Genomic DNA, 26127 nt, shown 5'->3' on the forward strand with positions numbered 1-26127 from the left:
CCGGCTGCGCCGCCAGTCCCTGCACCGCCAATCCCTGCGCTGCCAATCCCTGCGCCGCCAATCCCTGCGCCGCCAGTTCCTGCGCTGCCAGTCCCTGCGCCGCCCGCTCCCTACACTGCGGCTCATGGCAGGCAAGGGCACTCCGGCCACGAAACTGCTCACCCGGCACGGCATCACGCACCGGCTGCACGAGTACGCGCACGACCCGCACGCAACGTCCTTCGGGCACGAAGCAGCCGAACACCTCGGCGTAGCACCCGAGCGGTTGCTCAAAACGCTCGTCGCCGACGTGGACGGGACGCTGGTCGCGGCCGTGCTGCCGACCGCCGACCGGCTCGACCTCAAAGCGCTCGCCGCCGCGTCCGCCGGGAAGAGAGCGCGGATGGCCGATGCGGAGGCGGCCGAACGCGCCACCGGATACGTGGCCGGCGGCATCTCCCCGCTCGGGCAGAAGAAGCGGTTGTCCGCCGTGGTGCACGCCACCGCGCTCGAGCACACGACGGTTCTGTGCAGCGGCGGCCGGCGCGGCCTCCAGATCGAACTCGCCCCGCAGGACCTCGTGGACCTGCTCGGCGCCCGCGTCGCCGACATCGCCGCAACGGGTTAGCAGCAGGCCTCAGTCGATCAGGCGCAGGAGCCGGGTCAACCACTCGTCGACCGCGCGCGACACGGCGGCGATGTCGGAGCGCAGCGCGTGATCGCCGGGCACGAGCACCACCTCGCGGTCGTGCGTGGGCGGCGGTTGGCCGAACGTGTCGCGTTCGCCCTGCACCACCAGCACCGGCAGATCCACCTCGGTCAACTCGGACAGGCGCGACTTCTCCGGCTTGCCCGGCGGGTGCAGCGGGAACGCCAGGCACAGCACCGCCGAGGCCCCGCCCGCGTCGGCGGTGCGGCAAGCCACCCGCGCCCCGGCGGAACGCCCGCCGAAGATCCACGGCAGGTCGGTGAACCGCCGCTCGTCCAGCTCCTCGGCCACCGCCAGCCACGCCGCGTCGAGCTGGCGCGCGGGCGCGGGGGCGCGTCGCCCGGCCACGCGGTAGGGCTGCTCCACGAGCGCCACGTGCACCCCGGCCGCGGTCGCCGTGCGCGTGACCGCCACGAGATCGGCCGCATCGACGCCCCCGCCCGCCCCGTGCCCGAGCAGCAGCAGGGCACGGCCTTCCGAGGCGCGGTGCAACGTGGCACGCGCCGGACCGTGCGGAGTGGACAGGTCGAGCGTCGTCATGACTCGAACAGCGCGGTCTGCACAGCGGGCTCCGGTTCGGCCGCGGCCGGGTCGAGCAGTCCTGGATGGTTGTTGCGCATGTTGTTCACCTCGACGGACGCGGGCTGAACCGTGATGTCCGACAGCATGTCCGGGGCCGGAGCCAGCAGCTCGTCGATCTCCGCACGCTCCGGGTCCAACCACTCCGCCCACTGCCGGCTCGGCAGCACCAGGGGCGTCCGCGGGTGGATCTCGGCGAATTCCCCCACCGCAGCGGTGGTGACCACAGCGCAGGTGACCAGCGGATCGCGGCGCCCGGCGACCCGACGGGCCGTGAACACCGCAGCCATCGCCAGGCTCGCGCCACCGTCCCGCCTGGTGCACAGGAACGGCTGCCGCCGACCCGGCTGCCACTCGTACCAGCCGGTGGCGGGCATGAGGCAGCGCCGCCGCGCGGCGGCCTCGGCGAACGCGGGTTTGCTCGTCAGCGTCTCGGCACGCGCGTTGATCAGCGGTTTGGCGTCGTCGGCTGCCCACTCCGGCAGCAGCCCCCACTGCACCGGCCGCAGGCTGCGCTCCGCCCCGCGCTGCACGACGATCGGCACCGTCCTGGCGGGCGTCACGTTGAAATCCGGACCGAGGTGGGCACCGACCTTGTCCGCGCCCGCGAACTCCGCGGCCAGCGCGGCGGGATCGCGGTGCACGGCGTACCGACCGCACATCGCCGCTCCGTTCGCATCACTCAGCGTCCACGCCGCGGACGCGCTCGACGAGTTCCGCACCATTGTTCCGCACCATTGTTGCGCACGTTGTTCACCTGCGTGGACACCGGCCGCAGGACCAGTGCGGCCACGAAGTCCTCCGCCGGTGGAACCAGCAGGTCGGACACGTCCTGCGCGTCCGGGTCGAGCCAGTCGCCCCACACCCGCGCGGGCAGCACCAGCGGCATCCGATCGTGCACGGACCGCAGCCGCCCGACCGACCGGGTGGTCAGCACCGAACACGTCACCAGCGGCGAGGCCCCTTCCTCGGCGGACGGGTCGCGCCAGACCGACCAGATGCCGGCCAGCGCCAGCGAGGACCCGTCCCCGGTGGTCATGAAGTACGGCTGCTTGCCCGCTCCGGTGCGCTGCCACTCGTACCAGCCGTCAGCGGGGAGCAGGCAGCGGTTGCGGCGGATCGGCGCCCGGAACGCGGGCTTGTCCGCCACCGTCTCCGCCTTCGCGTTGATCATCCGGTTGCCGATCGCCGGGTCCTTCGCCCAGTGCGGCACGAGGCCCCAGCGCATCATGCGGACGCCGCGTTCGATGCGGCTCTCGTCGCGGCTGCCGTCGTCCTGCCGCGGATGGCGCTCGACCACGCTGAACACGTCCTTGGTCGGTGCCACGTTGTAGTCCGCCCCCGGCTTCGCACCACCGGTGGCGTCCACGGCGGCGAACTCCCGGGCCAACGCCGCGGGACCTTTCGTCGAGGCGTACCTGCCGCACATCGCACCCACCTCCTCGGCACCACCCACCCCACACTCAACCGCACGAGCGGCGCATGCGCACCCACCGCGCCACTTCAGCGGGCGAGTACGGAATCATTGCGGACATGACGCAGCCATGGCCCGCCCCCGTCGCCGCCGGCCCGGTGCAGGCGACCGTGTCCGTGCCCGGTTCGAAATCGATCACCAACCGGGCACTGGTGCTCGCCGCCCTGGCCACCGGCCCGTCCACCATCCGCGGCCCGCTGCGCAGCCGGGACACCGAACTCATGGCCTCGGCGGTGCGCGCGCTCGGCGCGACCGTACGGGACGGCGACGACGATTCCTGGATCGTCGAACCCGACACGCCGCACGGTCCTGCCGACGTGGACTGCGGCCTGGCCGGCACCGTGATGCGCTTCGTGCCTCCGATGGCGGCCCTGGCCAAGGGCGAGATCCGCTTCGACGGCGACCCCCGGGCCCGCGAGCGGCCCCTCGGCCCCATGGTTTCCGCGCTGCGCGCGCTCGGCGCGAACGTCGACGACGACACGCTGCCGTTCACCGTGCACGGCACCGGCGGTCTCGCGGGCGGGGCGGTGACCATCGACGCGTCCGCGTCCTCGCAGTTCGTCTCCGGTCTGCTGCTGTCGGCCGCGCGTTTCGACGAGGGGGTGACCGTCACGCACGCGGGCCCGCCGGTGCCGTCGCTGCCGCACGTCGACATGACCGTGGCCATGCTCGCCGAACGCGGCGTGCACGTGGACACCTCCACCGACGACGTCTGGCACGTCGCACCGGCGGAGATCGCCGCCGCGGACGTCGCGGTCGAACCGGACCTGTCCAACGCCACCCCGTTCCTGGCCGCCGCGGCCGCCACCGGTGGCAGCGTCACCGTGCCCGACTGGCCGCAGCGGACCACGCAGCCCGGCGACGCGATCCGCGGCCTGCTCGAATCGATGGGTTGCCGAGTGCGGCTCGACGAAGCGGGGCTGACGGTGACCGGGCCGCACCGGCTGCAACCGGCCGATGCGGACCTGCACGACGTCGGCGAACTCACCCCCACCATCGCCGCCCTGGCCGCGCTCGCCGACGGCCGCTCGCGGCTGCGCGGCATCGCCCACCTGCGCGGGCACGAGACCGACCGGCTCGCCGCCCTCGTGCACGAGCTGGGCGCGGTCGGCTGCACCGCGGAGCAGACGGAGGACGGCCTGGTCATCGACGGGCCGCCGCGCAACCCCCGTCCTGCGAACTGGCACACCTACGACGACCACCGGATGGCCACCGCCGGGGCGATCCTCGGTTTGCGGCTGCCCGAAGTGGCCATCGACGACATCTCCACCACCTACAAGACGTTGCCGAACTTCCCCGCCCTGTGGTCCGGCATGCTCACCGAGGCGCGGGGGAGCGCCTGATGAGCCGCGGCTGGCGCGACCTCGACGAATCCGACGTCCGGGTCAGGCCGAACCGCCGGGGCAGCCGCCCCCGCAGCAAGCAGCGCCCGCGGCACGCCGACGCGGAGAGCGCGATGGTCGTGGCCGTCGACCGCGGACGCTGGACCTGCGCGCTGCACGGCGACCCCGACCACCTCGTGGTCGCCATGCGCGCGCGGGAACTCAAACGCACCCCCGTCGTCGTCGGTGACCGGGTCAACCTCGTCGGCGACACCTCGGGGCAGCCCGGCACGCTCGCCCGGATCGTGCGGGTCGACGAACGCAGCAGCGTGCTGCGCCGCACCGCTGACGACACCGACCCGTACGAGCGGGTCGTGGTGGCCAACGCCGAACAGCTCGTCATCGTCAGCTCGCTGGCCGACCCGCCGCCGCGCGCGGGGTTCATCGACCGCGCGCTCGTCGCCGCCTACGCCGGCGGCCTCTCCCCGGTGCTGTGCCTGACCAAAGCCGACCTGGCCGAACCGGGACCGTTCCTCGACGGCTACACCGCACTGGACCTGCGGATCATCGTCACCCGGCTCGACGAGGAGCCGGCGCAGCTGGGCTCCTGCTTGACCGGCAACGTGTCCGCCCTCATCGGCCACTCCGGCGTCGGCAAGTCGACCCTGGTCAACCGGGTGGTTCCGGAGGCGCAGCGCGCCACGGCCGAAGTCAGCGAGGTCGGCAAGGGACGGCACACGTCGACCTCGATGGTGGCGCTGCCGCTGCCGGACAGCGGCTGGGTCGTCGACACGCCCGGCATCCGCTCGTTCGGCCTGGCGCACGTGACCGCCGACGACGTCATCGACGTGTTCGAAGGCTTCTCCGCAGCCGCCGAGGAGTGCCCACCGCACTGCGACCACATCGACGACCCGGACTGCCACCTCGACGAGTTCGCCGCCGAGGAGAACCGCGGTGACCAGCTGGTTTCGCTGCGACGCCTGCTGCGTTCCCGGGCGGGCCAGGAAAGCTGACCCGTTCGCCGGCCGGTGCGCCCGCGGCGGCGTTGCTAGCGTGAGACGCGCCGGCAGCACCCGTCTCCCGTCGACCACGCGAGGAGCACGTCGATGCCCCGACCCCGACTCCGCGCAGCGCTCACCGCAACCGCACTCGTCACCGCCGTCGTCCTCGGCGGCTGCTCCTCCTCCGAACCCCCACCTCCGCCGCAACCCGGGCCGGGCGCGGCGCACGCGCCTCCCGACCCGCGGCCCAGCGCCGCCGGGATGCTCGGCGACGTGCTCGGCACCATGACGGCACGCGGCTCCGTGCACACGGACGTGCGAGGCCAGCTCGGCGTGGTCGGGCAGGTGCACGGCAGCGGCGCGCTGCACTACCAGGACGATCCGGACACGGCAGCCCCCGACACGGCAGCCCCGGACACGGCAGCCCCCGATCCGGATCCGAACGCCGCGGGTGCGGACGCGGCGGCGAACTCCGATGTGACGCTGCACGGCCAAACCCGTTCGGGCCGCGCGCCCGAACCGGTGGCGCTGTCCATCGTCGACCAGGTCGGATATCTGCGCACACCCCTGCTGCCCACGGACAACGGCGCCCCCTGGCTGCGAGTGCCCGCTCAGGGCACCGACGCCACCGCGGCACTGCTCGGACCCCCGCTGCGCCAGCTGCACGACGCGCTCGACCCGCGCGCCGCCCTCGGCGACGTGCGCGGAGCCGTGCGGATCCAGGACACCAGCACCGAAGCGCTCGCGGACCGGCCGGTCACGCGCTACGACCTGCGGCTGGACACCCGGCAGGCGGCGAACGAGACGGACGATCCGCAGCGGCAGCGGAAGTTCCGCAGCGCCGCCGAATCCGGCCGCGCGGAGCAGCGGTTCCAGCTGTGGGTCGACGAGCAGAACCTGCCCGTCCGCTTCAGCAGCGCACCCCGGGTCGACGCTCCCGGAGCGTCCGGCCCCGCCGCGCTGACCACCACGTACTCGGACTGGGCGGAACCAGCAGCGATCGCACCGCCGGCCCCGTCCGAGGTCGGCGAACTCGGCCGAGCCCCGAAAGGTCATATCGGACACGGGTGATTTTCACCGAAACGGCACGCACATCCCCTTCGGACGACTACGCTGCCCTGCGTAGCAATCACCGAAGGAAGGACGGATCGTGCGTCGTACGACGATGACCCTCTCCGCGGTCACCCTGACCGCTGCCGTGCTCAGCGCCTGCGGCTCACCCGCCGGCGACTCCTCGTCCGGGAACTCCGGTGAGCAGAACACCAGCAGCGGCTCGTTCGACAGCGTCACCTCGCTGGTCAACGCCTCGTCGCAAAGCATGACCGACAAGGACACCGTGCGCATGGCGATCGACATCGCCGGCGGCCCGCAGGGCGGACAGCACCTCGACTGCCAGGCCGACCTGGGCAACCAGGGCGTCGCCTGCAGCGGTGACCAGGAAATGGTCGCCACCGGCGACGCCGTCTACGTGAAAGTCCCGCAGATGGCCGAGCTCGGCGGCGAGTCCGGCAAACCCTGGATGAAGACGGACATCTCCGAACTCGGCCAGGGAATGGGCGACGTGTCGCAGTTCCAGGACTTGCAGAGCATGCTGCCGCCCGGCACCGAGATCACCGGCACGAGCCAGGACCAGGTCGACGAGCAGCAGGCCACCAAGTACGAAACCGTGACCGACGTCCGCAAGGCCGTGCAGGAGTCCCCGGAGCAGCAGAAGAAGATGCTGCAACCCGTGCTCGACGCCGGTGTCAGCGAACTGCGGCAGACCGTGTGGGTCAGCGAGGACGACCTGCCGATCCGCGTGCGGAGCACCATGCCCCCGATGGAGGTCATGGGACAGCAGGTCCCCGAGATGACCACGACCGTGAACTACAGCGCGTGGGGCGAGCCGGTGGACATCACCGTCCCGCCGGCCGAGCAGGTCCAGGAGATGCCCGACATGGGCGGCGGCGCACCGCAGATGCCGAACTGACCGGACGATCCGGACGGCGCAGCAACGAGTCCGTGCGGAACCCCGAGCAGGGTTCCGCGCGGACAACTCACATGAGCTCGAGCAGGAACGGAACCTCCTGCGGCGCGTACCAGGCGAGCTCGTGATCCTCGGCCTCGCCGAGCTGGAACTCCGCATCCACATCGCCGAGATCGGCGGCGTCCACCACGGCCGCAGCCGCCCGCACCGCCTCCTCGGCCTCCCCGGCGTCCACGTGCACCGCGGCCACCTGCGTCCACTCGATCGCCGCGGAGACCTTCACCACCGCGTGGTCCAGATCGGGCCGCGGAGTCACGTCCTCCACGTCCACCGACAGCACCACGCGCCGCGGATGCTCGCGGTCCTCTTCGGACTGGTTCGACTCGTCGGTGGCCAGCAGGCGCAGCGAGGCGCGCGCGGCCTCGCGCAACGCGGCGTACTCCAACTCCTCCGTGTCCCCGCTGACGTAGGCCTCGCGCAGCGCGGCGGTCAACGCGAACGCGTTGCCGCCGAGCGGGAACAACTGGCGTTCGTCGACGAGACGTCGCAACAGGGACAGCGTCGCCGGTACGTACGCCCTCATGCGCCGACCGTCCCGCGCATCTCGTCCACGGCCTCAGTGAGCATCGTCGCCACCACCTCCACATCGGACATCGCGTCGCGGTCCGCGTTGAGCCCGAAGAACACGCCGCCGTGGTAGGACGTCACACCGATCGACAGCGACTGGTTCTTGGCCAACGGAACCACGGGGAACATCTCCCGCATCGCGGCACCCGCCACCGACCGCGCGGCCTGCGGCCCCGGCACGTTGGTGACGAGCACGTTGAACAAGCGGTCCGAGAACCCGTTGGCCACCCTAGCGCCCAACGCGTGCAACGTGGGCGGGGCGAACCCGGACAGGGTCACCAACGCGTCCGCCGCCACCGACCGGCCCGAGTCCACGTGCCTGCGCAGCGCGTGGCTGATCTGGTGCAACCGCACCGTCGGATTCGATTCCCCCACGGGCAGGTCCACCAGGTACGGAGTGACCGAATCCGGCCCGCGCGCAGCACCGAACCGGACCGACATCGGCACCATCGCCCGCACGCTCGCGCCCGAGCCGACGAGCTCACCGCGGGACAGCAACCAGTTCCGCAGAGCGCCCGTCACCACGGACAGCACCACGTCGTTAACCGTCGTGCCGTGTTCGGCGCGGATGGCGCGCAACTCGTCGAGCCCGGTCCGCGCCACGGCGAACCGGCGCTGCGGCGAGGTCGGCGCGTTCAACGGCCGGTTCGGCGCGGGCACCGCGGCCGTCCACGCCGCCGAGCCGATCCCGCCGAGGACGCGGCGGAAATTGCCCGTCGCCGCGTTCAGATCGGTCGCCGCGGCGCGCAGGTTCTCCACGACCGCACCCGGTCGCTGCACCGCCTCCACCGCAGCGTCCGCGAGCAGGGCCGCCCGCCCAGGAGTCGGGCGGGGCGCCCACATCTCGGCGACCTCCTGCTCCGCGTCATCGAGCAGCACCTGGGACGGGTCGATCCCGGCGACCCCATCGACCAGCGCCTGGTGCGCCTTGGTGACCACGGCGACCCGGTCACCGGCCAGTCCCTCCACCACGTACATCTCCCACAGGGGACGCGCGTGGTCGAGCTGCCGCGACATGAGCCGGGCCACCAGCTCGTGCAACTGCTCGTCGTCCCCCGGACGCGGTAACGCCGAGCGCCGCACGTGGTAGGTCAGGTCGAAGTCCTCGTCGTCGACCCACACCGGCCGCGCCAACCGCCCCGGCACGTGCACGACCCGCTGCCGGTAGCGCGGCACCGCGTGGAGACGCCGGTCGATCAGTTCCAGCACGGTCTCGTAGTCCAGGCCGGGCGCCTCGAACACCGCCACACCACCCAGGTGCATCGGCGTCGTGCGGTCCTCCAAGTAGAGGAACGACGCGTCGAGCGCGGTCAACCGTTCGGACATGCCCGTGATCCTGGCACACCGTCCGCCGCCCTGGGATCCGCCACGGGGCCCGGAGCAGGGGTGCGGGTGAACCGTCCCGGAACCGGGTTGCACACTGGGCAGGTGAGCACGACACCGGCACCCAAGGATCGCTTCGTCACCGTCTACGGCCGCAAACCCGTCCTCGAAGCCCTCGGCGACCTGGACGTGCGCGTGGACAAGGTCGTCCTCGCCGAAGGGCTGCACGGGCGCGTGATCGACGAGATCAAGGAGGCCGCTGCGGACCGCGCCGTCGCGGTGCAGCGCGCGAGCGCGCAGCGGGTGAAGGTGCTGGCCGGCAACGGTAGGCACGACCAGGGGGTGGCCGCGGACGTCGTGGCCCTCGGCATGCGGCGTCTCACCGATGCTCTCGAGGAACCGGCCCGCGCCCCGCGCAGCGTGTTCCTGCTCGACGGGCTGACAACTCCGGCGAACGTGGGGATGATCCTGCGGACCGCGACCGCCGCGGGCATCGACGGGATCGTCGTGCCGCACCGCGGTACCGCGCGCATCGACCCGCTCGTGGTGAAGGCTTCCGCGGGAGTGGCGTTCCACGCCCCGGTACTGCGCACCGAAACGGCCGGCGAGGCGGCGGAGCTGCTCGGCGAAGCCGGCTACCCGCTGTACGCGTTGGCCGCCGATGGTGGCACAGACGTCTTCGAGGCCGAGTTCGGCAACCGCGCCGTGTTCGTCCTCGGCAGCGAGAGCGCGGGATTGTCGGACGATGTGCGCGGGTACGTGGCCGATACGGTGCGGATTCCGATGCGGGGGGCAGTGGAATCGCTCAACGTCGCCAGCGCGGCCTCCGTGCTCGCCTTCGAAATGCTCCGCCGCACACGGTGATCCGTGCGGGTACAGCTCACCGGCGCGCCCGCGCGGTTGTCCCGCTGCACGTGGCCGGTGTCGGTCGCGGTGGTCACTGTCGTGCGTGAGGGTGGAGGCAGGATCGGGGGCTGACCCGCGACCGGCCGTCCCGGGCGGGCGTTGTTCTGCCCGGGACCGGTGTGGCGCTGCGACCGCGTGGCCGGTAGCACCCCTCGCAACCCCGGAACGGGGACCACAAAGAAAGTAACGGGGGAGGGGCATCCCGCGCCGCGGCGGGCGGTTTGCCGCGGCGGGGGGTGTGAAATGGGAAGGAGCGGGGCACGGGGGTGTGGTCACCCCGTGCCCCGCTCTTCCTCCTTTTTTGGGTGTGTGTCGGCGGCGACTTACTCTCCCACACCCCACCGGGTGCAGTACCATCAGCGCTGGGAGACTTCGCTACCGGGTTCGGTATGGGATCCGGGCCTACCCCTCCCGCTATGGCCACCGACAACTCACAAACCCCCCACACCCGCACCGGGGTGGGGGGTGGGTGGTTGAGAAGCCGATCAGCAGGTGTGAACACCCCACCACCAGCACTGGCTGGCGCGCCCGTGATGCTCGAGGATTGTGTCCCCGCAAAAAAGGGGGGTAAGCCGCTCGGCCGTTTAGTACCGGTCGGCTGAACTCGTTACCGAGCGTGCACCACCGGCCTATCCACCCAGTCATCTCCTGGAGGCCTTAACCCACATGGGGCGGGACACCTCATCTTGAGGCTGGCTTCCCGCTTAGATGCTTTCAGCGGTTATCCGTACCGAACGTAGCTAACCAGCCGTGCCCCTGGCGGGACAACTGGCACACCAGAGGTCCGTCCGTCCCGGTCCTCTCGTACTAGGGACAGCTCCTCGCAAGTGTCCTCCGCGCGCGGCGGATAGGGACCGAACTGTCTCACGACGTTCTAAACCCAGCTCGCGTGCCGCTTTAATGGGCGAACAGCCCAACCCTTGGGACCCACTACAGCCCCAGGATGCGACGAGCCGACATCGAGGTGCCAAACCATGCCGTCGATACGGACTCTCGGGCATGATTAGCCTGTTATCCCCGGGGTACCTTTTATCCGTTGAGCGACACCCCAGCCACCTGGAAGTGCCGGATCACTAAGACCTGCTTTCGCACCTGCTCGACCCGTCAGTCTCACAGTCAAGCCCCCTTGTGCCCTTGCACTCACCACCTGATTCCCAACCAAGCTGAGGGGACCTTTGTGCGCCTCCGTTACTCTTTGGGAGGCAACCGCCCCAGTTAAACTACCCACCAGGCACTGTCCCCAATCCGGATCACGGACCTAGGTTAGATGCCCGGAACGGCCAGAGTGGTATTTCACCAACGACTCCGCGCACACTGGCGTGCCCGCATCACCGTCTCCCACCTATCCTACACAAGCCGCACCACACACCAATGCCAAGCTGCAGTAAAGGTCCCGGGGTCTTTCCGTCCTGCCGCGCGAAACGAGCATCTTAACTCGTCGTGCAATTTCGTCGAGTCCGTGGTCGAGACAGCGCCCGATTCGTTACGCCATTCGTGCGGGTCGGAACTTACCCGACAAGGAATTTCGCTACCTTAGGATGGTTATAGTTACCACCGCCGTTTACCGGCGCTTCGGTTCAGAGCCTCGCCCCCCACGGGGGCTCACCCCTCCCCTTAACGTTCCGGCACCGGGCAGGCGTCAGTCCATATACTTCGCAACCACGCTTCGCATGGACCTGTGTTTTTAGTAAACAGTCGATCAGGCCTCGTCACTGCGGCCGGCCCGCGCTTCCGCCGCCACGGGCGTACACGCCAACCGGCTCCCCATCTCCCGAAGTTACGGGGACAATTTGCCGAATTCCTTAACCACGGTTCGCTCGCTCGCCTCGGTATACTCTACCTGGCCACCAGTGTCGGTTTCGGGTACGGACCACCGACGCGTCCGCTAGAGGCTTTTCGAGACAGCATGGGCTCACCCACTTCGCCACTCAGGCTCGGCATCAGGTCTCAGGCACCCGGTGCACGGATTTGCCTGTACACCGCCCTACACCCTTACCCCGGCACAACCACCGGCCGGGCTGGACTACCCTTCTGCGTCCCCCCATCGCGGGCCCGCACACCCAGCGCGGCGCCACGGCCCGCCACGACGCGCAGCCCAAAGGCCACACGCCGCACGAACGATGACACCACCACCACGATGCCGGGCGGATCAGCGCCGGCAGGTACGGGACTATCAACCCGTTGCCCTTCGACTACGCCTGTCGGCCTCGCCTTAGGATCCGACTCACCCAGGGCGGATCAACCTTCCCCTGGAACCCTTGGCCATCCGGCGGAGGAGATTCTCACTCCTCAAACACTACTCATGCCTGCATTCTCACTTCCGGCTCCTCCACACCCGGTTACCCGGCATGCTTCACCGTCACCGGAACGCTCCCCTACCCAAACAACCCCCCACCAGGGGGCTGCTTGTCGCGGCTTCGGCGGTGTGCTTTCCAGCCCCGCTGAATTTTCGGCGCAAAGTCGCTTAACCAGTGAGCTATTACGCACTCTTTCAAGGATGGCTGCTTCTAAGCCAACCTCCTGGCTGTCCCAGCGACCCCACATCCTTTCCCACTCAGCACACACTTCGGGGCCTTAGCCGACGATCTGGGCTGTTTCCCTCTCGACCATGGAGCTTTTCCCCCACAGACTCACTGCCACGCTGAAACCCAGGCGTATTCACCGTTTAGCTGATCTCGGTAACCCACCGGGCCCCTCGACCAACCAGCGCACTACCCCACCCAGGAACCACGCAACGCTGCACCTAAATGCATTTCGGGGAGAACCAGCTATCACCGAGTTTGATTGGCCTTTCACCCCTGCCCGCAGCTCATCCTCCAGGTTTGCAACCCTGGTAGGTTCGGGCCTCCACCCGGTATTACCCGGGCTTCACCCTGACCACGGGAAGATCACTCGGTTTCGGGTCCAGAGCACGCGACTCCACCGCCCTCTGCAGACTCGCTTTCGCTGCGGCTACCCCACACACGGGTTAACCTCGCCACGCACCACTAACTCGCAGGCTCATTCTTCAAAAGGCACGCCATCACACCCCAACCGGTGCTCTGACGGCTTGTAGGCGCACGGTTTCAGGAACTCTTTCACTCCCCTCCCGGGGTACTTTTCACCATTCCCTCACGGTACTGATCCACTATCGGTCACCAGGGAGTATTTAGGCTTACCAGGTGGGCCTGGCAGATTCACACGGAATTCCACGGGCACCGTGCTACTCGGGAACAACCCAGACTTCCACGACAACTTTCACCTACGGGGGTCTCACCCACTCCGCCAGCGCCTTCCAACGCCTTCGGCTAGCCACGCTTCCATCCCCCGGAGCGGCAGCCCCGGAACAAGCCGTCCCAACAACCCCGGACACGCAACGCCTGCCGACTCTCCCACGCACCCGGTTTAGCCTCTTCCCCTTCCGCTCGCCACTACTCAGGGAATCGCTCTTGCTTTCTCCTCCTGCAGGTACTGAGATGTTTCAGTTCCCCGCGTTACCACCCACTGCCCTATACATTCAGACAGCAGCGACCGGACAACACTCCGGCCAGGTTCACCCGTTCGGACACCCTGGGATCACAGCTCGGTCGGCAACTCACCCAGGCTTATCGCAGCCACCCACGTCCTTCAACAACTCCTGGTGCCAAGGCATCCACCGTACGCCCTTCACAACTTACCACCACGAAGGACCACAACCAACAACACCACGACAGGATGTTCACACCCACTATCCACTTCTCAAACACCCAGAAACACCACCCCAGCCGGGCCGTGTTCCCTCACAACCCGACAGCGAATGCCTGTGCCACCACGCGCACGAACCCCAAAACACCACAAAACCAACACGAAACCCACACCACACGCCTCGAGGACACTCCCCGAAACACTCACGGGTTTCTCCTTAGAAAGGAGGTGATCCAGCCGCACCTTCCGGTACGGCTACCTTGTTACGACTTCGTCCCAATCGCCAGTCCCACCTTCGACCACTCCTCCCGGAATCCGGTTGGGCCATGGGCTTCGGGTGTTACCGACTTTCATGACGTGACGGGCGGTGTGTACAAGGCCCGGGAACGTATTCACCGCAACACTGCTGATCTGCGATTACTAGCGACTCCGCCTTCACGGGGTCGAGTTGCAGACCCCGATCCGAACTACGACCAGCTTTCGAGATTCGCTCGCCCTCACGGACTCGCCACCCTCTGTACCGGCCATTGTAGCATGTGTGAAGCCCTGGGCATCAGGGGCATGATGACTTGACGTCATCCCCACCTTCCTCCGAGTTCACCCCGGCAGTCCCCCACGAGTCCCCGGCACGACCCGCTGGCAACATGGGGCAAGGGTTGCGCTCGTTACGGGACTTAACCCAACATCTCACGACACGAGCTGACGACAGCCATGCACCACCTGTCCACCAACCACAAGGGAAACCCCATCTCTGAGGCAATCTGATGGATGTCAAACCCAGGTAAGGTTCTTCGCGTTGCATCGAATTAATCCACATGCTCCGCCGCTTGTGCGGGCCCCCGTCAATTCCTTTGAGTTTTAGCCTTGCGGCCGTACTCCCCAGGCGGGGCGCTTAATGCGTTAGCTACGGCACAGAAACCACGACAGTCCCCACACCTAGCGCCCAACGTTTACAGCGTGGACTACCAGGGTATCTAATCCTGTTCGCTCCCCACGCTTTCGCTCCTCAGCGTCAGTATCGGCCCAGAGACCCGCCTTCGCCACCGGTGTTCCTCCTGATATCTGCGCATTTCACCGCTACACCAGGAATTCCAGTCTCCCCTGCCGAACTCAAGTGTGCCCGTATCGACCGCACGCCCACCGTTAAGCGGCAGGATTTCACGACCGACGCGACACACCGCCTACGAGCCCTTTACGCCCAATAAATCCGGACAACGCTCGCACCCTACGTATTACCGCGGCTGCTGGCACGTAGTTAGCCGGTGCTTCTTCTGCCCCTACCGTCACCCCACGAACACGCAGAGCTTCGTCAGAACCGAAAGAGGTTTACAACCCGAAGGCCGTCCTCCCCCACGCGGCGTTGCTGCGTCAGGCTTCCGCCCATTGCGCAAAATTCCCCACTGCTGCCTCCCGTAGGAGTCTGGGCCGTGTCTCAGTCCCAGTGTGGCCGATCACCCTCTCAGGCCGGCTACCCGTCGTCGCCTTGGTAGGCCCTTACCCCACCAACCAGCTGATAGGCCGCGGGCACACCCTGCACCACCGTAACCGCTTTCCACACACCCCCATGCGAGAGCCGTGTGCCCATCCGGTATTAGCCCCGGTTTCCCAAGGTTATCCCCGAGTGCAGGACAGATTACCCACGTGTTACTCACCCGTACGCCACTCATCCACCCACCGAAGCAGGCTTCAGCGTTCGACTTGCATGTGTTAAGCACGCCGCCAGCGTTCGTCCTGAGCCAGGATCAAACTCTCCAACAACAAATCCCAGCAAAAACAAAAGAGCCACGCACACGCGTCACACAAACATCCGCTGTCGAGTTCTCAAAGAACACACCACCAAAACGGCGGCACAACAACAACCCTAACACCGCGCCACACCCACCCCCAACACCGGGGGGAAAACAACCCCACCCGACCACCAGGAGCAAGCAGACCCAGCAACCCCACCCCACACAGGCAGAACCACCACGCCCACCACGGCAACCATGCTCAGATTGTCATCAACCTCAAACAACACCCAGCAACACCGAACCAACCCCACAGCCCCCACGAAAACCCGCAGGAAACCCCGAAATCAGCCCGCTCCGTCGCCAGCACAAAACAATCTACACCCACCCCACACCCCCACCAACACCCACCCCCCACCACACACAAAACACCAGGTCAGGTGGATTGTTGCGGTGGCGCCAGCGGTCCGCGCTCGGTTGCCGGGGCACCGAAGAGCGCCTCGAGCTCGAGCACGGTCCGATCCGCAGCGACGTGATGCACGCCCACCATGCCGAGCGCCACGGCGGCATCGACGTTCGAGCGGAGGTCGTCGACGAACACGCACTCCTCGGGCCGCCGGCCCAAGGCCTCCGCGGTGTAGCGGTAGATCCGTTCGGACGGCTTCGCGGCACCGAGCTCGCCCGAGACGGCCACCACGTCGAAATCCGCGGTCGGCAACCCCTCCCGGGACGCGCTGTTCGACACCAGGGCCACGGCTGCGCCGTTGCGCCGCAGGCCGCGCACGGCCTCCAGCACCGACATTTCGGCACCCGCCTCGACACCCGTCCGATCCCCGGCACCGCGGCCGTCCGGATCGTCGAGAACACCACCCCAGTCCACGATCAGCGCGCTCAGTCGCACGAAACGCAGTCTAGCGCACGGACTCACCCGTTCCGGGCAGATTCACCGTGCCGCTGACCGGATCGCGCCCGATGCGCGCTCTTCCACGGGTGACGAGATCGCACGAGCGCCTGATGAGCCCGTCCCTGAAGACCCCATCCCTGAAGACCCCATCCCTGAAGAACCGTCGAGGAGGCCGCACGATGAGCACGGCAACACAGCCCACCCCTGCTTTCCCGCAACCGCGCAGGCACGACAACGCCGCTGCACGCGGGGCGCACGCACCCGCGCAGCATCCGCCGGTGCCGAGCGAGCGCGCTCTTCCGCCCACGGGTTCCGCACGCATCTCCGAACGCAGTTCGGCAGCGTTCGCCACGCGCGTGGCCGAACTCGTCGTCGAAGTGCTCAACGGACGCCGTCATCCGGCAACGCTCGGGGAGCTGCTCACCTCCAAGGGGCTCGCCTGGGTCGCAGCCCGGCGACCAGCTCGGCGCGAACCATCCCGCTACCGCCTGCGCTCGGTGCACACCTCGCTGATCACCGCCCGGCGCGTGGAGATGTGCTGGATCCTCGACACGACTGAGCGCACGCTGGCTCTGCTCTCCACCGCGGAGCGCAGGAGCGAGCAGTGGCGGTGCGGCCGGTTCGCGTTCGTCTGAGCCGAGCACCCGGCGCCACCCGCGGGGCGAGCACCGGCGTCCGAAAACAGTGCGGGCGCCCGGAGCTGCTGCTTCGGGCGCCCGCACTGCACGACAACCGACGCGGAAGGACTACTGCTTGCGGGACTTGTTCTTCTTCGCCTCCGCCCGAGCGGCAGCGCGGCGCTCCCGGCGCGTTCCGCCCTGGCCGGTCCCGCCGTTCTCGGCGGAGGTGTTGTCCTCGCCGCTGCGCTGCACGCCACCGTCCTCCGCAGGACCGGAGTAGCTCAGGCCCTGCTGCTGCGGCGCGCCCAAGCCCTTGCCGGTCAGCGCGGGAGCAGCCTGCTGCCCACCACCGGCGGAGCCGTCACCACCGACAGGACTGCTGAGCTGGCTCAGTGCCGGCCCGGCCGAGGTCGACTGCGCCCGCTTCGCCCGGGGCTCGCGCGCCTGGTGGCGGCCGCCCTGCTGGTCCTGCTGCGTCTGCGGCTGCGCGGCCGTGGCCGTCGCAGCCGCCTTGCCCGCGGCGCCGTCCGCTTCCGCAGCCGGTGCCCCGGCGGGCTGCTGGCCCTGGGCCGGTTCGGCGGCTTCGACCTGCACGTTGAACAGGAACCCGACGGTCTCCTCCTTCAACGCCTCGAGCATGGCGTGGAACATGTCGAAACCTTCGCGGCGGTACTCCACGAGGGGGTCGCGCTGGGCCATCGCGCGCAGGCCGATGCCCTCCTTGAGGTAGTCCATCTCGTAGAGGTGCTCGCGCCACTTGCGGTCCAGCACGCTCAGCACGACCCGGCGCTCCAGCTCGCGCATCCCGCCGGGCCCGACCGTGCCCTCGATCGCCGCTTCGCGCTTGTCGTAGGCATCGCGCGCGTCCTCGACGAGGAGCTCGAGCAGCCGATCGCGGTTGAGATCCGACTCGGTGTCCAGCAGCTCTTCCCAGTCCAGCGAGACCGGGTACAGCGTCTTCAACGCGCTCCAGAGCTTCTCGAAATCCCAGTCCTCCGCGTAGCCCTTGGAGGTCTCCGCGTCGACGTAGGCGGTGATGACGTCCGAGAGCATGAGGCGCACCTGCTCGCGCAGGTCCTCGCCTTCCAGGACCCGGCGCCGCTCGGCGTAGATGACCAGGCGCTGCTGGTTCATCACCTCGTCGTACTTGAGGACGTTCTTGCGGATCTCCATGTTCTGCTGCTCGACCTGGGTCTGCGCGCTGCGGATGGCCCGCGTAACCATCTTGGCCTCGATCGGCACGTCCTCCGGCACCTTGAACCGGGTCATGATGGTCTCGACCATGTTCGAGTTGAAGCGGCGCATCAACTCATCGCCGAGGGACAGGTAGAAGCGCGACTGCCCCGGGTCGCCCTGGCGTCCCGACCGCCCGCGGAGCTGGTTGTCGATGCGGCGGGATTCGTGCCGTTCGGTGCCGAGCACGTACAGGCCGCCGGCTTCGCGGACTTCGTCGGCTTCGGCCTCGGCCTGCTTCTTCATCTCCTCGACCGTGCTGCTCCAGGCCTCTTCGTACTCCTCCGAGTTGTTCACCGGATCGAGTCCGCGCCGCCGCAGCTCGGCATCGGCGAGGTGGTCGACGTTGCCGCCGAGGACGATGTCGGTGCCGCGGCCGGCCATGTTGGTCGCTACGGTCACGGCGCCCCTGCGCCCCGCCTCGGCGATGATCAGCGCCTCGGATTCGTGGTGCTTGGCGTTGAGCACGCTGTGCGGGACTTCACGCTTGGTCAGCAGCTTCGACAGGTACTCGGAGTGCTCGACGCTGGTGGTGCCGACGAGCACCGGTTGTCCGCGCCCGTAGCACTCCTCGATGTCCTCGGCGACCGCGTCGAACTTGGCCGCTTCGGTCTTGTAGACGACGTCCGGCTGGTCCTTGCGGATCATCGGCTCGTTGGTGGGCACGGACACGACGCCGAGCTGGTAGGTGGACTGGAACTCCGCCGCCTCGGTCTGCGCCGTACCGGTCATGCCGGAGAGCTTGTCGTAGAGGCGGAAGTAGTTCTGCAGCGTGATCGAGGCCAGCGTCTGGTTCTCGGCCTTGATCTCCACGCCTTCCTTGGCCTCGATGGCCTGGTGCATGCCCTCGTTGTAGCGGCGTCCCGCGAGGACGCGGCCGGTGAACTCGTCGACGATGAGGATCTCGCCGTTGCTGACGATGTAGTCCTTGTCCCTCTTGTACAGCTCAGCGGCCTTGATGGCGTTGTTCAGGAACCCGACCAGCGGGGTGTTCGCGGCCTCGTAGAGGTTCTCGATGCCCAGCTGGTCCTCGACGAGCTGGGCGCCTTCCTCGGTGATGCCGATGGTGCGCTTGCGCTCGTCGACGTCGTAGTGGACGTCGCGCTCGAACATCGGTGCGAGCCGCGCGAACTCCTGGTACCAGCGGGAGGACTGGTCGGCCGGGCCGGAGATGATCAGCGGGGTGCGGGCTTCGTCGACGAGGATCGAGTCGACCTCGTCGACGATGGCGAAGTTGTGCCCGCGCTGCACGCAGTCGTCGAGGCTCCAGGCCATGTTGTCGCGCAGGTAGTCGAAGCCGAACTCGTTGTTCGTGCCGTAGGTGACATCGGCTTCGTAGGCCTCGCGGCGCTGATCCGGCGTCATGTCCGCCAGCAGCGGTGCGACCGTCAACCCGAGGAACCGGTGGACGCGGCCCATCCACTCGGCGTCACGTTTGGCCAGGTAGTCGTTGACCGTGATGACGTGCACGCCCTTGCCCGTGACTGCGTTGAGGTAGGCGGGCAGCACGCAGGTCAGGGTTTTGCCCTCACCGGTCTTCATCTCGGCGATCTGCCCGAGGTGCAGCGCAGCACCCCCCATGAGCTGCACGTCGAAGTGCCGCTGCCCCAGCACGCGGCGCGCGCCCTCGCGAACGACGGCGAAGGCCTCGGGCAGCAGGGCGTCCAAGGACTCGCCGTCGGTGTGGCGGCGCTTGAACTCGTCGGTCTTGTCCCGCAGCTCGGCGTCGGACAGCGCGACGGTGTCATCTTCGAGCTCGTTGATGTGCGCTGCTATGGCGCGCAGACGTTTGAGCATCTTGCCCTCGCCGGCGCGGAGCAGTCGGGACAGGACCATCCGGTCGACCTCACTAGCTGATCGTGACGCGCCCGTCACGGACGCTTTACGGCCATCGTACTCACCAGCAACGGGGACCCCGGGTTACCACGTCGGGCCCCGGGTGGCCGCGTCGGGGCCCGGGCTGACGCGGAACGCAACTGTCCCCCGCGCACCACCGTACGCGGGGGACGAGCTGCTCGGCTGCGATCCGCTCGCTTGTCCGCTCACGGTGCAGCTGCGGCGTTCATGCTGACTCGGCCAGTCGGATGACCCCGTAATCGAAGCCCTTCCGGCGGTACACGACGCTCGGCTTACCGCTGTCGGCGTCCGAGAACAGGTAGAAGTCGTGGCCGACCAGCTCCATCTGGTACAACGCCTGGTCCACCGTCATCGGTTTCGCGGGGTGTTCCTTCTCGCGGACGACGCGACCCGGTTCGTACTCCTGCGTGGCCGCGTACCCTCCGGCGGAGTGGCCATTGCCCGCCTCCACGCGCTGTTCCGGCACTTCCGCGGTCACCTCCGGCGTGTTCTCGCTGAGGTTCTGGGGCTCTGCTGTGCGCTCGTCCGGCCGGGTGCCGGTGCTGTCCGCGAGCACGGCCTCGGATCCGTTCTCGGCGGCGTTTTCGGGGGTTTCCAGCAGGACGGTGTTCCCGTCCGGCGAGGGAGCCCCTGGTGTGCGTTCGGTGACCACGCGGCGATGTGCCATGGTTGATGTCGCTTCGGCGACCGATGTGGGATTGCGCTGGCCGTAGTGCACTTTCCTGCGGTCGTGCATCCGGCGGAGGCGGGTCTCCAGTTTGCCCGCGGCCGCGTCGAGCGCGGCGTAGAAGTTGCCGGCGGACGCTTCGGCGCGCAGCGGCCCCCCTTTGCCCACGAGAACGAGTTCCACCCGCTGGCAGTTCTTCGCCTGGCGGGGGTTGCGCTCGTGGAACAACTCCACTTCAGTGCGAATCGCTTTGCGGGTGTACCGCTCGAGCCTGCTGAGCTTCTCCGCGACCTGTTCGCGGTAGTGCTCGGGGACCTCGACGTTGCGCCCCTTGACCACGATGTCCATTCACGACCTCCGTTCATCACTGGCACAGGAGACGTGTGCTCGGTCGGCGCCGGTGAGATGTGGGGGTGCTCCGGACGTACCGGGCTTTCCCGGAAGGTCACTGCGGAACCGGCGCCACGGACACGGGTTGTCACTCCTTCCGCCGCCGGTGGTGTGTGATTGATGGCACGCTATCTCGGTTTATCGGTTTGTGACACCCCCGAGTCGGGCGACGTCAAGCGACCACCGAGCACGCTCGGAGCCGCTGCCCGCAGTAACCCGACGGTGCGAACGGAGGTGACCGGAGCACCGGCAGCCGCCAGCTGCGGTTCAGCGCTCCAGCTTTCCGATCGCAGGCGTCTTCCGATCGCGGGCGTCTTCCGACCGCGGCGTCCCCGATGGCGACCGCCCGACGGCAAGCACTCGATGGCGGGCACTCGATGGCGGGCACCCCCGGTCACGGGCTCCGGCCGTGCCGGAACGGCGGGCGAACCGCGCTCGTGCCTTTCCCGGACCTCGTGCCTTTCCCGAACAACGCGGGGCTGCCCGGTCGGGTTCCACGCGGACGAACGGGTGCGTCTCATACCACACGATAGGCCTACAGTGTGAAAAACGCTCCCGTAGTCGACCGCCCACCGAGCCCCAACCGGGTCAGCGCTCAACCGGGCCAGCGCTCAACCGGGCCAGCGCTCAACCGGGCCAGCACTCAGCCGGGCTCGACAGCACGGGGATCCACCGCCGTCACAGCCAGGACCAGCTCCGGACGGCACTGCACCTGTTCGAGCGCTGCCGCGGATTCCGCGACCGTCGTGCCGGTGGTGATCACGTCGTCGATGAGCAGCACGCCGCCGGGCGGCGGACGGCTGGGCGGACGCGCTCGCAGTCGCCCCGCCAGATTCGCGGGGCGATCGGCGTGCGCGAGCCGCGCGGCATCCACCGCGCCGGGACCCAACCGCAGGCATTCGAACACCTCGGCGGCGCACCCACCCGCCCGCAGCCCCCGCGACAGCTCCCGCGCGACCCGGAGCATGTGCGCACCCCCGCGACGTCGCGCCGCCCACCAACGGGACGGCGCGGGCACGATCCACCACGGTCCGCACGCGGCGTGCGCGGCGCGCATGCCCGCGGCCAACCGCTCGGCGAAGACGCCGGCAAGAGCTCGCCGGCCGCGCTCCTTGTAGGCGAGGACCGCTCGACGCGCGGCACCGCGGTAGGCACCCAACGCGTACACGGGCGTCCGCCGCCCGAGGACCGGAAGCGGCACGCGGTGCGGTCGGGACAGTTCCGCGGCGCACGGAAGGCACCAGTGCGTCCCCTGCCGGCCGCACCCGGCGCAGCGCACTGGCAGGACGAGGTCGAGCGTCCGCAGCCGGGCGGGGGCGGAGGCCGCGGCACCGACCCACGTGAGGTGCTCGCCGCGCCCCGCGGCAGTACGGTCCGCACAACCCCGCCCGGCACAGTCGCAACCCGCGGAGTCGCGCCCCGCGGAGTTCTCGTTCCCACGCATGCCGCCGAGGATGCGGGATCTGAACCGCCCGACTCACCGGCGCGCGTCGGGCGGCCCGGCAGTGCTGGATCGGCAGTACTGGAACGGCAGCGCTGGATCCGGCAGTACTGGATCCGGCAGCGCTGGAACGGCAGGACTGGATCGATGGGGCGGGTCGGCGGCCTCACCCCGGGTAGAAGGGGATCGACGCGCCGCCGATCGGCCCCGACATGAGCCCCCACACGTCATCGGAGTCCTGCGACTCCCACAGCCCGCTGCGGTCGGCCACGATCACGCGGCCGCCGGGAGCCACCGTCACAGCGTTCACCGGCTGCCCCAGGTTCGACGCGGTGTACGGAGTCCAGTACAGCCCGTCGACGGACACGTCGTAGACCGGGGAACGGTTGCTGTCGGTCGTGGCCACGAGCTCGTCGTTGCTGCGCCACTCCACACCGCGGATGCGCATGTCCCCCGGGGGCGGCAAACGGGTCGGCCGGGACAGCGTCGTCCTCCCGTCGACCTCGGCGACCGCGGCCACGACGAGCTGCCCGTCGCTGACGAGCGCAGCGTGCGCACCGTCGGGCGACAACCGCATGTCGCTGATCTTCGGATCCGCCCCCAACGCGCTCACGTCCACGCGTCCGACGTCCCAGCCGGAGTCGGTGCCGACCGCGCGGACGACCCGGCGGCCGTCCACCGAGGTCCAGACCTCACCATTGCCCCGCCACTCGGGTTTGCTCATGAACGCACCGCCCACGGGAAGCTCGGGCAGCTGCGAACCGTCCTGCACCGAACCCTCGCCGCCGACGCGCAACGCCACCCCACCGGGCCGGCGGGTGACCGCGGCGAGCCGGCTGCCGTCCGGCGACATGCCCGCGCGCACCACGTCGTACTCCCCGTTGCCGGCGGGGCCGGCGACCGGCTTCGCCTGCTCGTCGAGATGCACCAGGCTCTCGTCGACCACGGCCAGCCCCGGCAGGTTCGCCGCGTCCGAACGTTCCCGCACGTACGGGCGAACATCGGCCGGGCGCAGTTCGGGACTGTCCGACAGCAGCGGCGTGCCCTCCTCCTTCAGCCGCACGCGCGCGCTGCTGACGCTCTGCAGCGAGTACACCACCTGCGCCGCGATCAACCGGCGGGACTCCTGCGAGACGTCCCCCAGGTCGCTGAAGTTGACCACGAGGGCGCCGTCGGCTGCCTCGCTGGCGTTCGTCTTCGTCCGCACACCCTCTGGCAGACCGGTGCGCAGGGCGTCGCGCATCGACTCCGACGGCCCCGTCATGAGCAGGTCGATCACCCGGCGCGGCAAGGTGCTCGCCGGCTGCGACGGCACGTACCGCACATCCGGGACCACGCCGGTGCTCTCGGAGTCGGGGAAGTACACCGACACCGAGCGGTAGGTGCTGCTGAACGAGTCGCGGGTGGCGACCAGCTCCGGTGGCGGCGTGGCGATCCGCCACTGCCCGTCGTCCTGGCGCTCGACGCGCACCCGGGTGCTGAACTCGCCCTGCTCGGGGACGAACGAGCGGTCCGGTAACAGCCGGCCGACCTTCTCCGCCCGCAGCCCGACGAGCTGCACCCCTCGCGGCAGCGGGTGGTCGCTCTGCACCGGGATGGTGTCCACCTGGTCGACGATGCGCATCCCCGCGCTCGGCGACCACTCCGAACGCGCCCGCGGAGTGAGGTGCAGCCGTGCGGCCTCGTGCTCGTTCTCCGGAGCGGCCGCCGAGTCGACGAAGCTGCGCACCAGCGGCAGCGGGTCCACGTCCCGGCGCGGCTCCTGCACGCGTTCGTTGGAGTTGCCCTCGTCGACCCAGCGCACGCCGCGCGGTTCGGAGTGCTCCGGGATGCTGGCGCAGCCGGACATCGCCAGGACCAGCACCGCGGCCAGTGCGCGGAAGCCGGTCCGGGATGCTGCCGTGGTGGGCCGCCGGGGTTGTGCTCGCCAGGTCATGGCGACTCCCGTTCCTGCTCGGACAGCCGCGCCGGCCCCTCGTCGCGGTACTCGGTGTCCGGCACGTCGGTTTCGGCGGAGGCATCCCCCTCGCGCGGGACGTCGAGACCGGCGGCCAGCAGCGCGTCCGGTGCTGCGATGCTGCGCCTGTCCGGCATGCCCAGCGGGCTCGATTCGAACGACTCACCGGGACGCAGCGGCAGGGTCAGCCGGAAGCACGAGCCCTGGCCGGGTTCACCCCAGGCGTCGAGCGCCCCGCCGTGCAGCCGGGCGTCCTCGTGGCTGATCGACAGCCCGAGACCGGTACCGCCGGTGCGCCGGTTCCGCGCCGGGTCGGCCCGCCAGAACCGGGTGAAGACGAGCTCGGCCTCGCCCGGGCGCAGGCCCACGCCGTAGTCCCGCACGGTCACGGCGACGGCCTGCTCGTTGCCCGCGGACTTGATCTCGACCGGTTCGCCTTCGGCGTGGTCGACGGCGTTGGCGACGAGGTTGCGCAGGATGCGTTCCACGCGCCGCGCGTCGGCGAGCACGTGCAGGTGTTCGCGCTGTTCGCTGCCGGGTTCGGGCATGTCGAAGCGCAGCGGCACACCGCTGCTCTCGGCGATGCCGCGCACGGAGTTCACGGCGCGGTCGGCGACCTCTCCCACGTCGAGCGGCTCCGGGGAGAGGTCTGCCACGCCCGCGTCCAGCCGGGAGATCTCCAGCAGGTCGGCCAGCAGCGCTTCGAACCGGTCGAGCTCGTCGGTGAGCAGTTCGGTGGACCGGGACAGGCCGGAGGGGAGCTCCTCGCGCGAGGCGTAGAGCACGTCCGCGGCCATGCGCACGGTCGTCAGCGGGGTGCGCAGCTCGTGCGAGACGTCGGAGGTGAACCGGCGCTGCAGCTGGCCGAACTCCTCGAGCTGGGTGATCTGCTGCTTGAGGCTGTCGGCCATTTCGTTGAACGACTCGGCCAGGCGCGCCATGTCGTCCTCACCGATCACGCGCATGCGCTTGTCCAGGTCGCCCTCGGCGAGCTCCTCCGCGGTCTGCGCAGCCTGCCGCACCGGGCGCACCACTTGGCGGGTGACGAGGCTGGTGATCGCTCCCAGCAGCACCAGCAGCACGGCACCGGAGGCGAGCAGGGTGCTCTGCACGACGTTCGCCGTGGACCGCTCGGCCGTCAGCGGGAAGAGCAGGTACACCTGCAGCGGGCGGGTCGCGGTCCCCACCGGGCTGCCCACGGCGAGCATGGTCACCGGCTCGCCCTCGTTGGGCACGGTGGTGATCTGGGTGGCCAGCTGGCCCCGCTCCACGTTGCGCCGCAGACCGTCGGGAACGTTCTGCACCGGACCGGCGGCGGGCTGCCGTCCGAGCTCGCCCAGCGCGTGCCCGTCCACCAGCACGGGGTCGAACGCGCCCGCCGCGGATTCGGTGGACTGGCCGGGGTTCGACGTGGTCAGCCGGTTGAGCGCGGCTTCGAGCTGCTCGTGCACGTTGTCCGAGTTCGGATCGACGGCGGTGAGTTCGCGCTCCAGCACCGGCAGGCTGTACTCGGTCTGCGAGATCGCCGCTTCCTCCTTGGCGTCGAGCAGCCGCGAGGTGATCTGGGTCTGCAGCACCATGCCGAGCACGAGCACCACGACCAGCGACAGCGCGAGCGTGCTCACGACCACCCGGAGCTGCAGCGAACGCCGCCACACCGCTTCGAAGCGGTGCCACCGCTCGCGGATCTCCTCCCGGATGCGGGCGACCCACTGCCGCACCGCCCGAGGTCTACGCGCCCACACGCTCACGTGCTCCGCCTTCTGCTCACGCACGAGCACC

At 69.1% G+C, this 26127-nt stretch carries 18 protein-coding genes and 3 rRNA genes; 7 read left to right on the forward strand and 14 right to left on the reverse strand.

Features of this window, described 5'->3' with window-relative positions; genetic code table 11:
• The first annotated feature begins 124 nt into the window (after window positions 1-124).
• Window positions 125-607: a Cys-tRNA(Pro) deacylase gene (gene ybaK, locus ACVGV2_RS17170; RefSeq protein WP_459163381.1), complete on the forward strand. Its 483-nt coding sequence runs from the start codon at window positions 125-127 to the stop codon at window positions 605-607.
• Window positions 608-616: 9 nt separating this feature from the next.
• Here the strand turns inward: ybaK and ACVGV2_RS17175 are convergent, their stop codons facing one another.
• Genes ACVGV2_RS17175 through ACVGV2_RS17185 form a run of 3 tightly spaced genes read right to left on the reverse strand, consistent with a single transcriptional unit; the run spans window position 617 to window position 2696 of the window.
• Window positions 617-1228, reverse strand: a complete 612-nt coding sequence (locus tag ACVGV2_RS17175) for an alpha/beta hydrolase family protein (RefSeq protein ID WP_459163382.1) — start codon at window positions 1226-1228, stop codon at window positions 617-619.
• The gene (locus ACVGV2_RS17180) at window positions 1225-1929 is read right to left on the reverse strand and encodes an SOS response-associated peptidase (RefSeq protein WP_459163383.1); all 705 of its coding nucleotides are present in this window, start codon (window positions 1927-1929) and stop codon (window positions 1225-1227) included. The genes ACVGV2_RS17175 and ACVGV2_RS17180 overlap by 4 nt, the downstream gene beginning before the upstream one ends.
• A 20-nt stretch (window positions 1930-1949) precedes the next feature.
• Window positions 1950-2696, reverse strand: coding sequence for an SOS response-associated peptidase (locus ACVGV2_RS17185; protein WP_459163384.1), 747 nt, complete (start codon window positions 2694-2696; stop codon window positions 1950-1952).
• 104 nt (window positions 2697-2800) lie between these two features.
• On the opposite strand from ACVGV2_RS17185, the gene aroA reads away from it, so the two are divergent.
• The 4 genes from aroA (at window position 2801) to ACVGV2_RS17205 (ending at window position 7033) form a co-directional block, all read left to right on the forward strand.
• Complete coding sequence (gene aroA / locus ACVGV2_RS17190) at window positions 2801-4084, forward strand: 3-phosphoshikimate 1-carboxyvinyltransferase (protein WP_459163385.1); 1284 nt, start codon at window positions 2801-2803, stop codon at window positions 4082-4084.
• A complete protein-coding gene (gene rsgA, locus ACVGV2_RS17195; protein ID WP_459166034.1) occupies window positions 4081-5076 on the forward strand; it encodes a ribosome small subunit-dependent GTPase A in 996 nt (331 codons plus the stop codon). Before aroA ends, rsgA begins: the two co-directional genes overlap by 4 nt.
• 93 nt (window positions 5077-5169) lie before the next feature.
• Window positions 5170-6135, forward strand: a complete 966-nt coding sequence (locus tag ACVGV2_RS17200) for a hypothetical protein (RefSeq protein WP_459163386.1) — start codon at window positions 5170-5172, stop codon at window positions 6133-6135.
• A gap of 79 nt (window positions 6136-6214) precedes the next feature.
• Entirely contained in the window at window positions 6215-7033 is an 819-nt protein-coding gene (locus tag ACVGV2_RS17205) for a hypothetical protein (RefSeq protein ID WP_459163387.1), read from the forward strand.
• A 67-nt stretch (window positions 7034-7100) separates the two neighbouring features.
• Here the strand turns inward: ACVGV2_RS17205 and ACVGV2_RS17210 are convergent, their stop codons facing one another.
• Window positions 7101-7613 carry a DUF6912 family protein gene (locus tag ACVGV2_RS17210; RefSeq protein WP_459163388.1) on the reverse strand — a complete coding sequence of 171 codons (513 nt, stop codon included), beginning with the start codon at window positions 7611-7613 and terminating at the stop codon, window positions 7101-7103.
• On the reverse strand, window positions 7610-8983 hold the full coding sequence (locus ACVGV2_RS17215) for a WS/DGAT/MGAT family O-acyltransferase (protein WP_459163389.1): 1374 nt from the start codon (window positions 8981-8983) through the stop codon (window positions 7610-7612). Before ACVGV2_RS17215 ends, ACVGV2_RS17210 begins: the two co-directional genes overlap by 4 nt.
• A gap of 102 nt (window positions 8984-9085) precedes the next feature.
• Between ACVGV2_RS17215 and ACVGV2_RS17220 the strand changes: the two genes are divergently transcribed.
• The gene (locus ACVGV2_RS17220) at window positions 9086-9844 is read left to right on the forward strand and encodes a TrmH family RNA methyltransferase (protein ID WP_459163390.1); all 759 of its coding nucleotides are present in this window, start codon (window positions 9086-9088) and stop codon (window positions 9842-9844) included.
• A 352-nt stretch (window positions 9845-10196) separates the two neighbouring features.
• Here ACVGV2_RS17220 and rrf read toward each other — a convergent pair.
• The 4 genes from rrf to ACVGV2_RS17240 form a co-directional block, all read right to left on the reverse strand.
• A 5S ribosomal RNA gene (gene rrf / locus ACVGV2_RS17225) occupies window positions 10197-10314 on the reverse strand.
• Between the two features lie 135 nt (window positions 10315-10449).
• Window positions 10450-13544, reverse strand: a 23S ribosomal RNA gene (locus ACVGV2_RS17230).
• 226 nt (window positions 13545-13770) lie between these two features.
• Window positions 13771-15307: ribosomal RNA gene (locus ACVGV2_RS17235) — 16S ribosomal RNA — on the reverse strand.
• The 16S, 23S and 5S rRNA genes sit together here, the layout of an rRNA operon.
• Window positions 15308-15712: 405 nt before the next feature.
• Window positions 15713-16177 (reverse strand): HAD-IA family hydrolase, encoded by a 465-nt coding sequence (locus tag ACVGV2_RS17240; protein ID WP_459163391.1) that lies wholly within the window; start codon window positions 16175-16177, stop codon window positions 15713-15715.
• A gap of 182 nt (window positions 16178-16359) precedes the next feature.
• Between ACVGV2_RS17240 and ACVGV2_RS17245 the strand changes: the two genes are divergently transcribed.
• Window positions 16360-16815: an Rv3235 family protein gene (locus ACVGV2_RS17245; protein WP_459163392.1), complete on the forward strand. Its 456-nt coding sequence runs from the start codon at window positions 16360-16362 to the stop codon at window positions 16813-16815.
• Between the two features lie 111 nt (window positions 16816-16926).
• On the opposite strand, the gene secA is transcribed toward ACVGV2_RS17245, so the two are convergent.
• From secA to mtrB, 5 genes are all read right to left on the reverse strand, one after another.
• A complete protein-coding gene (secA, locus tag ACVGV2_RS17250) occupies window positions 16927-19869 on the reverse strand; it encodes a preprotein translocase subunit SecA (protein ID WP_459163393.1) in 2943 nt (980 codons plus the stop codon).
• Between the two features lie 226 nt (window positions 19870-20095).
• Window positions 20096-20905: a ribosome hibernation-promoting factor, HPF/YfiA family gene (gene hpf / locus ACVGV2_RS17255; RefSeq protein ID WP_459163394.1), complete on the reverse strand. Its 810-nt coding sequence runs from the start codon at window positions 20903-20905 to the stop codon at window positions 20096-20098.
• A 685-nt stretch (window positions 20906-21590) separates the two neighbouring features.
• Entirely contained in the window at window positions 21591-22115 is a 525-nt protein-coding gene (locus ACVGV2_RS17260; RefSeq protein WP_459163395.1) for a ComF family protein, read from the reverse strand.
• 439 nt (window positions 22116-22554) lie between these two features.
• Complete coding sequence (locus ACVGV2_RS17265; protein ID WP_459163396.1) at window positions 22555-24324, reverse strand: LpqB family beta-propeller domain-containing protein; 1770 nt, start codon at window positions 24322-24324, stop codon at window positions 22555-22557.
• Window positions 24321-26096, reverse strand: a complete 1776-nt coding sequence (gene mtrB, locus ACVGV2_RS17270; protein WP_459166035.1) for an MtrAB system histidine kinase MtrB — start codon at window positions 26094-26096, stop codon at window positions 24321-24323. The genes ACVGV2_RS17265 and mtrB overlap by 4 nt, the downstream gene beginning before the upstream one ends.
• Window positions 26097-26127 lie beyond the last annotated feature (31 nt).

The organism is Bounagaea algeriensis (assembly GCF_054491375.1).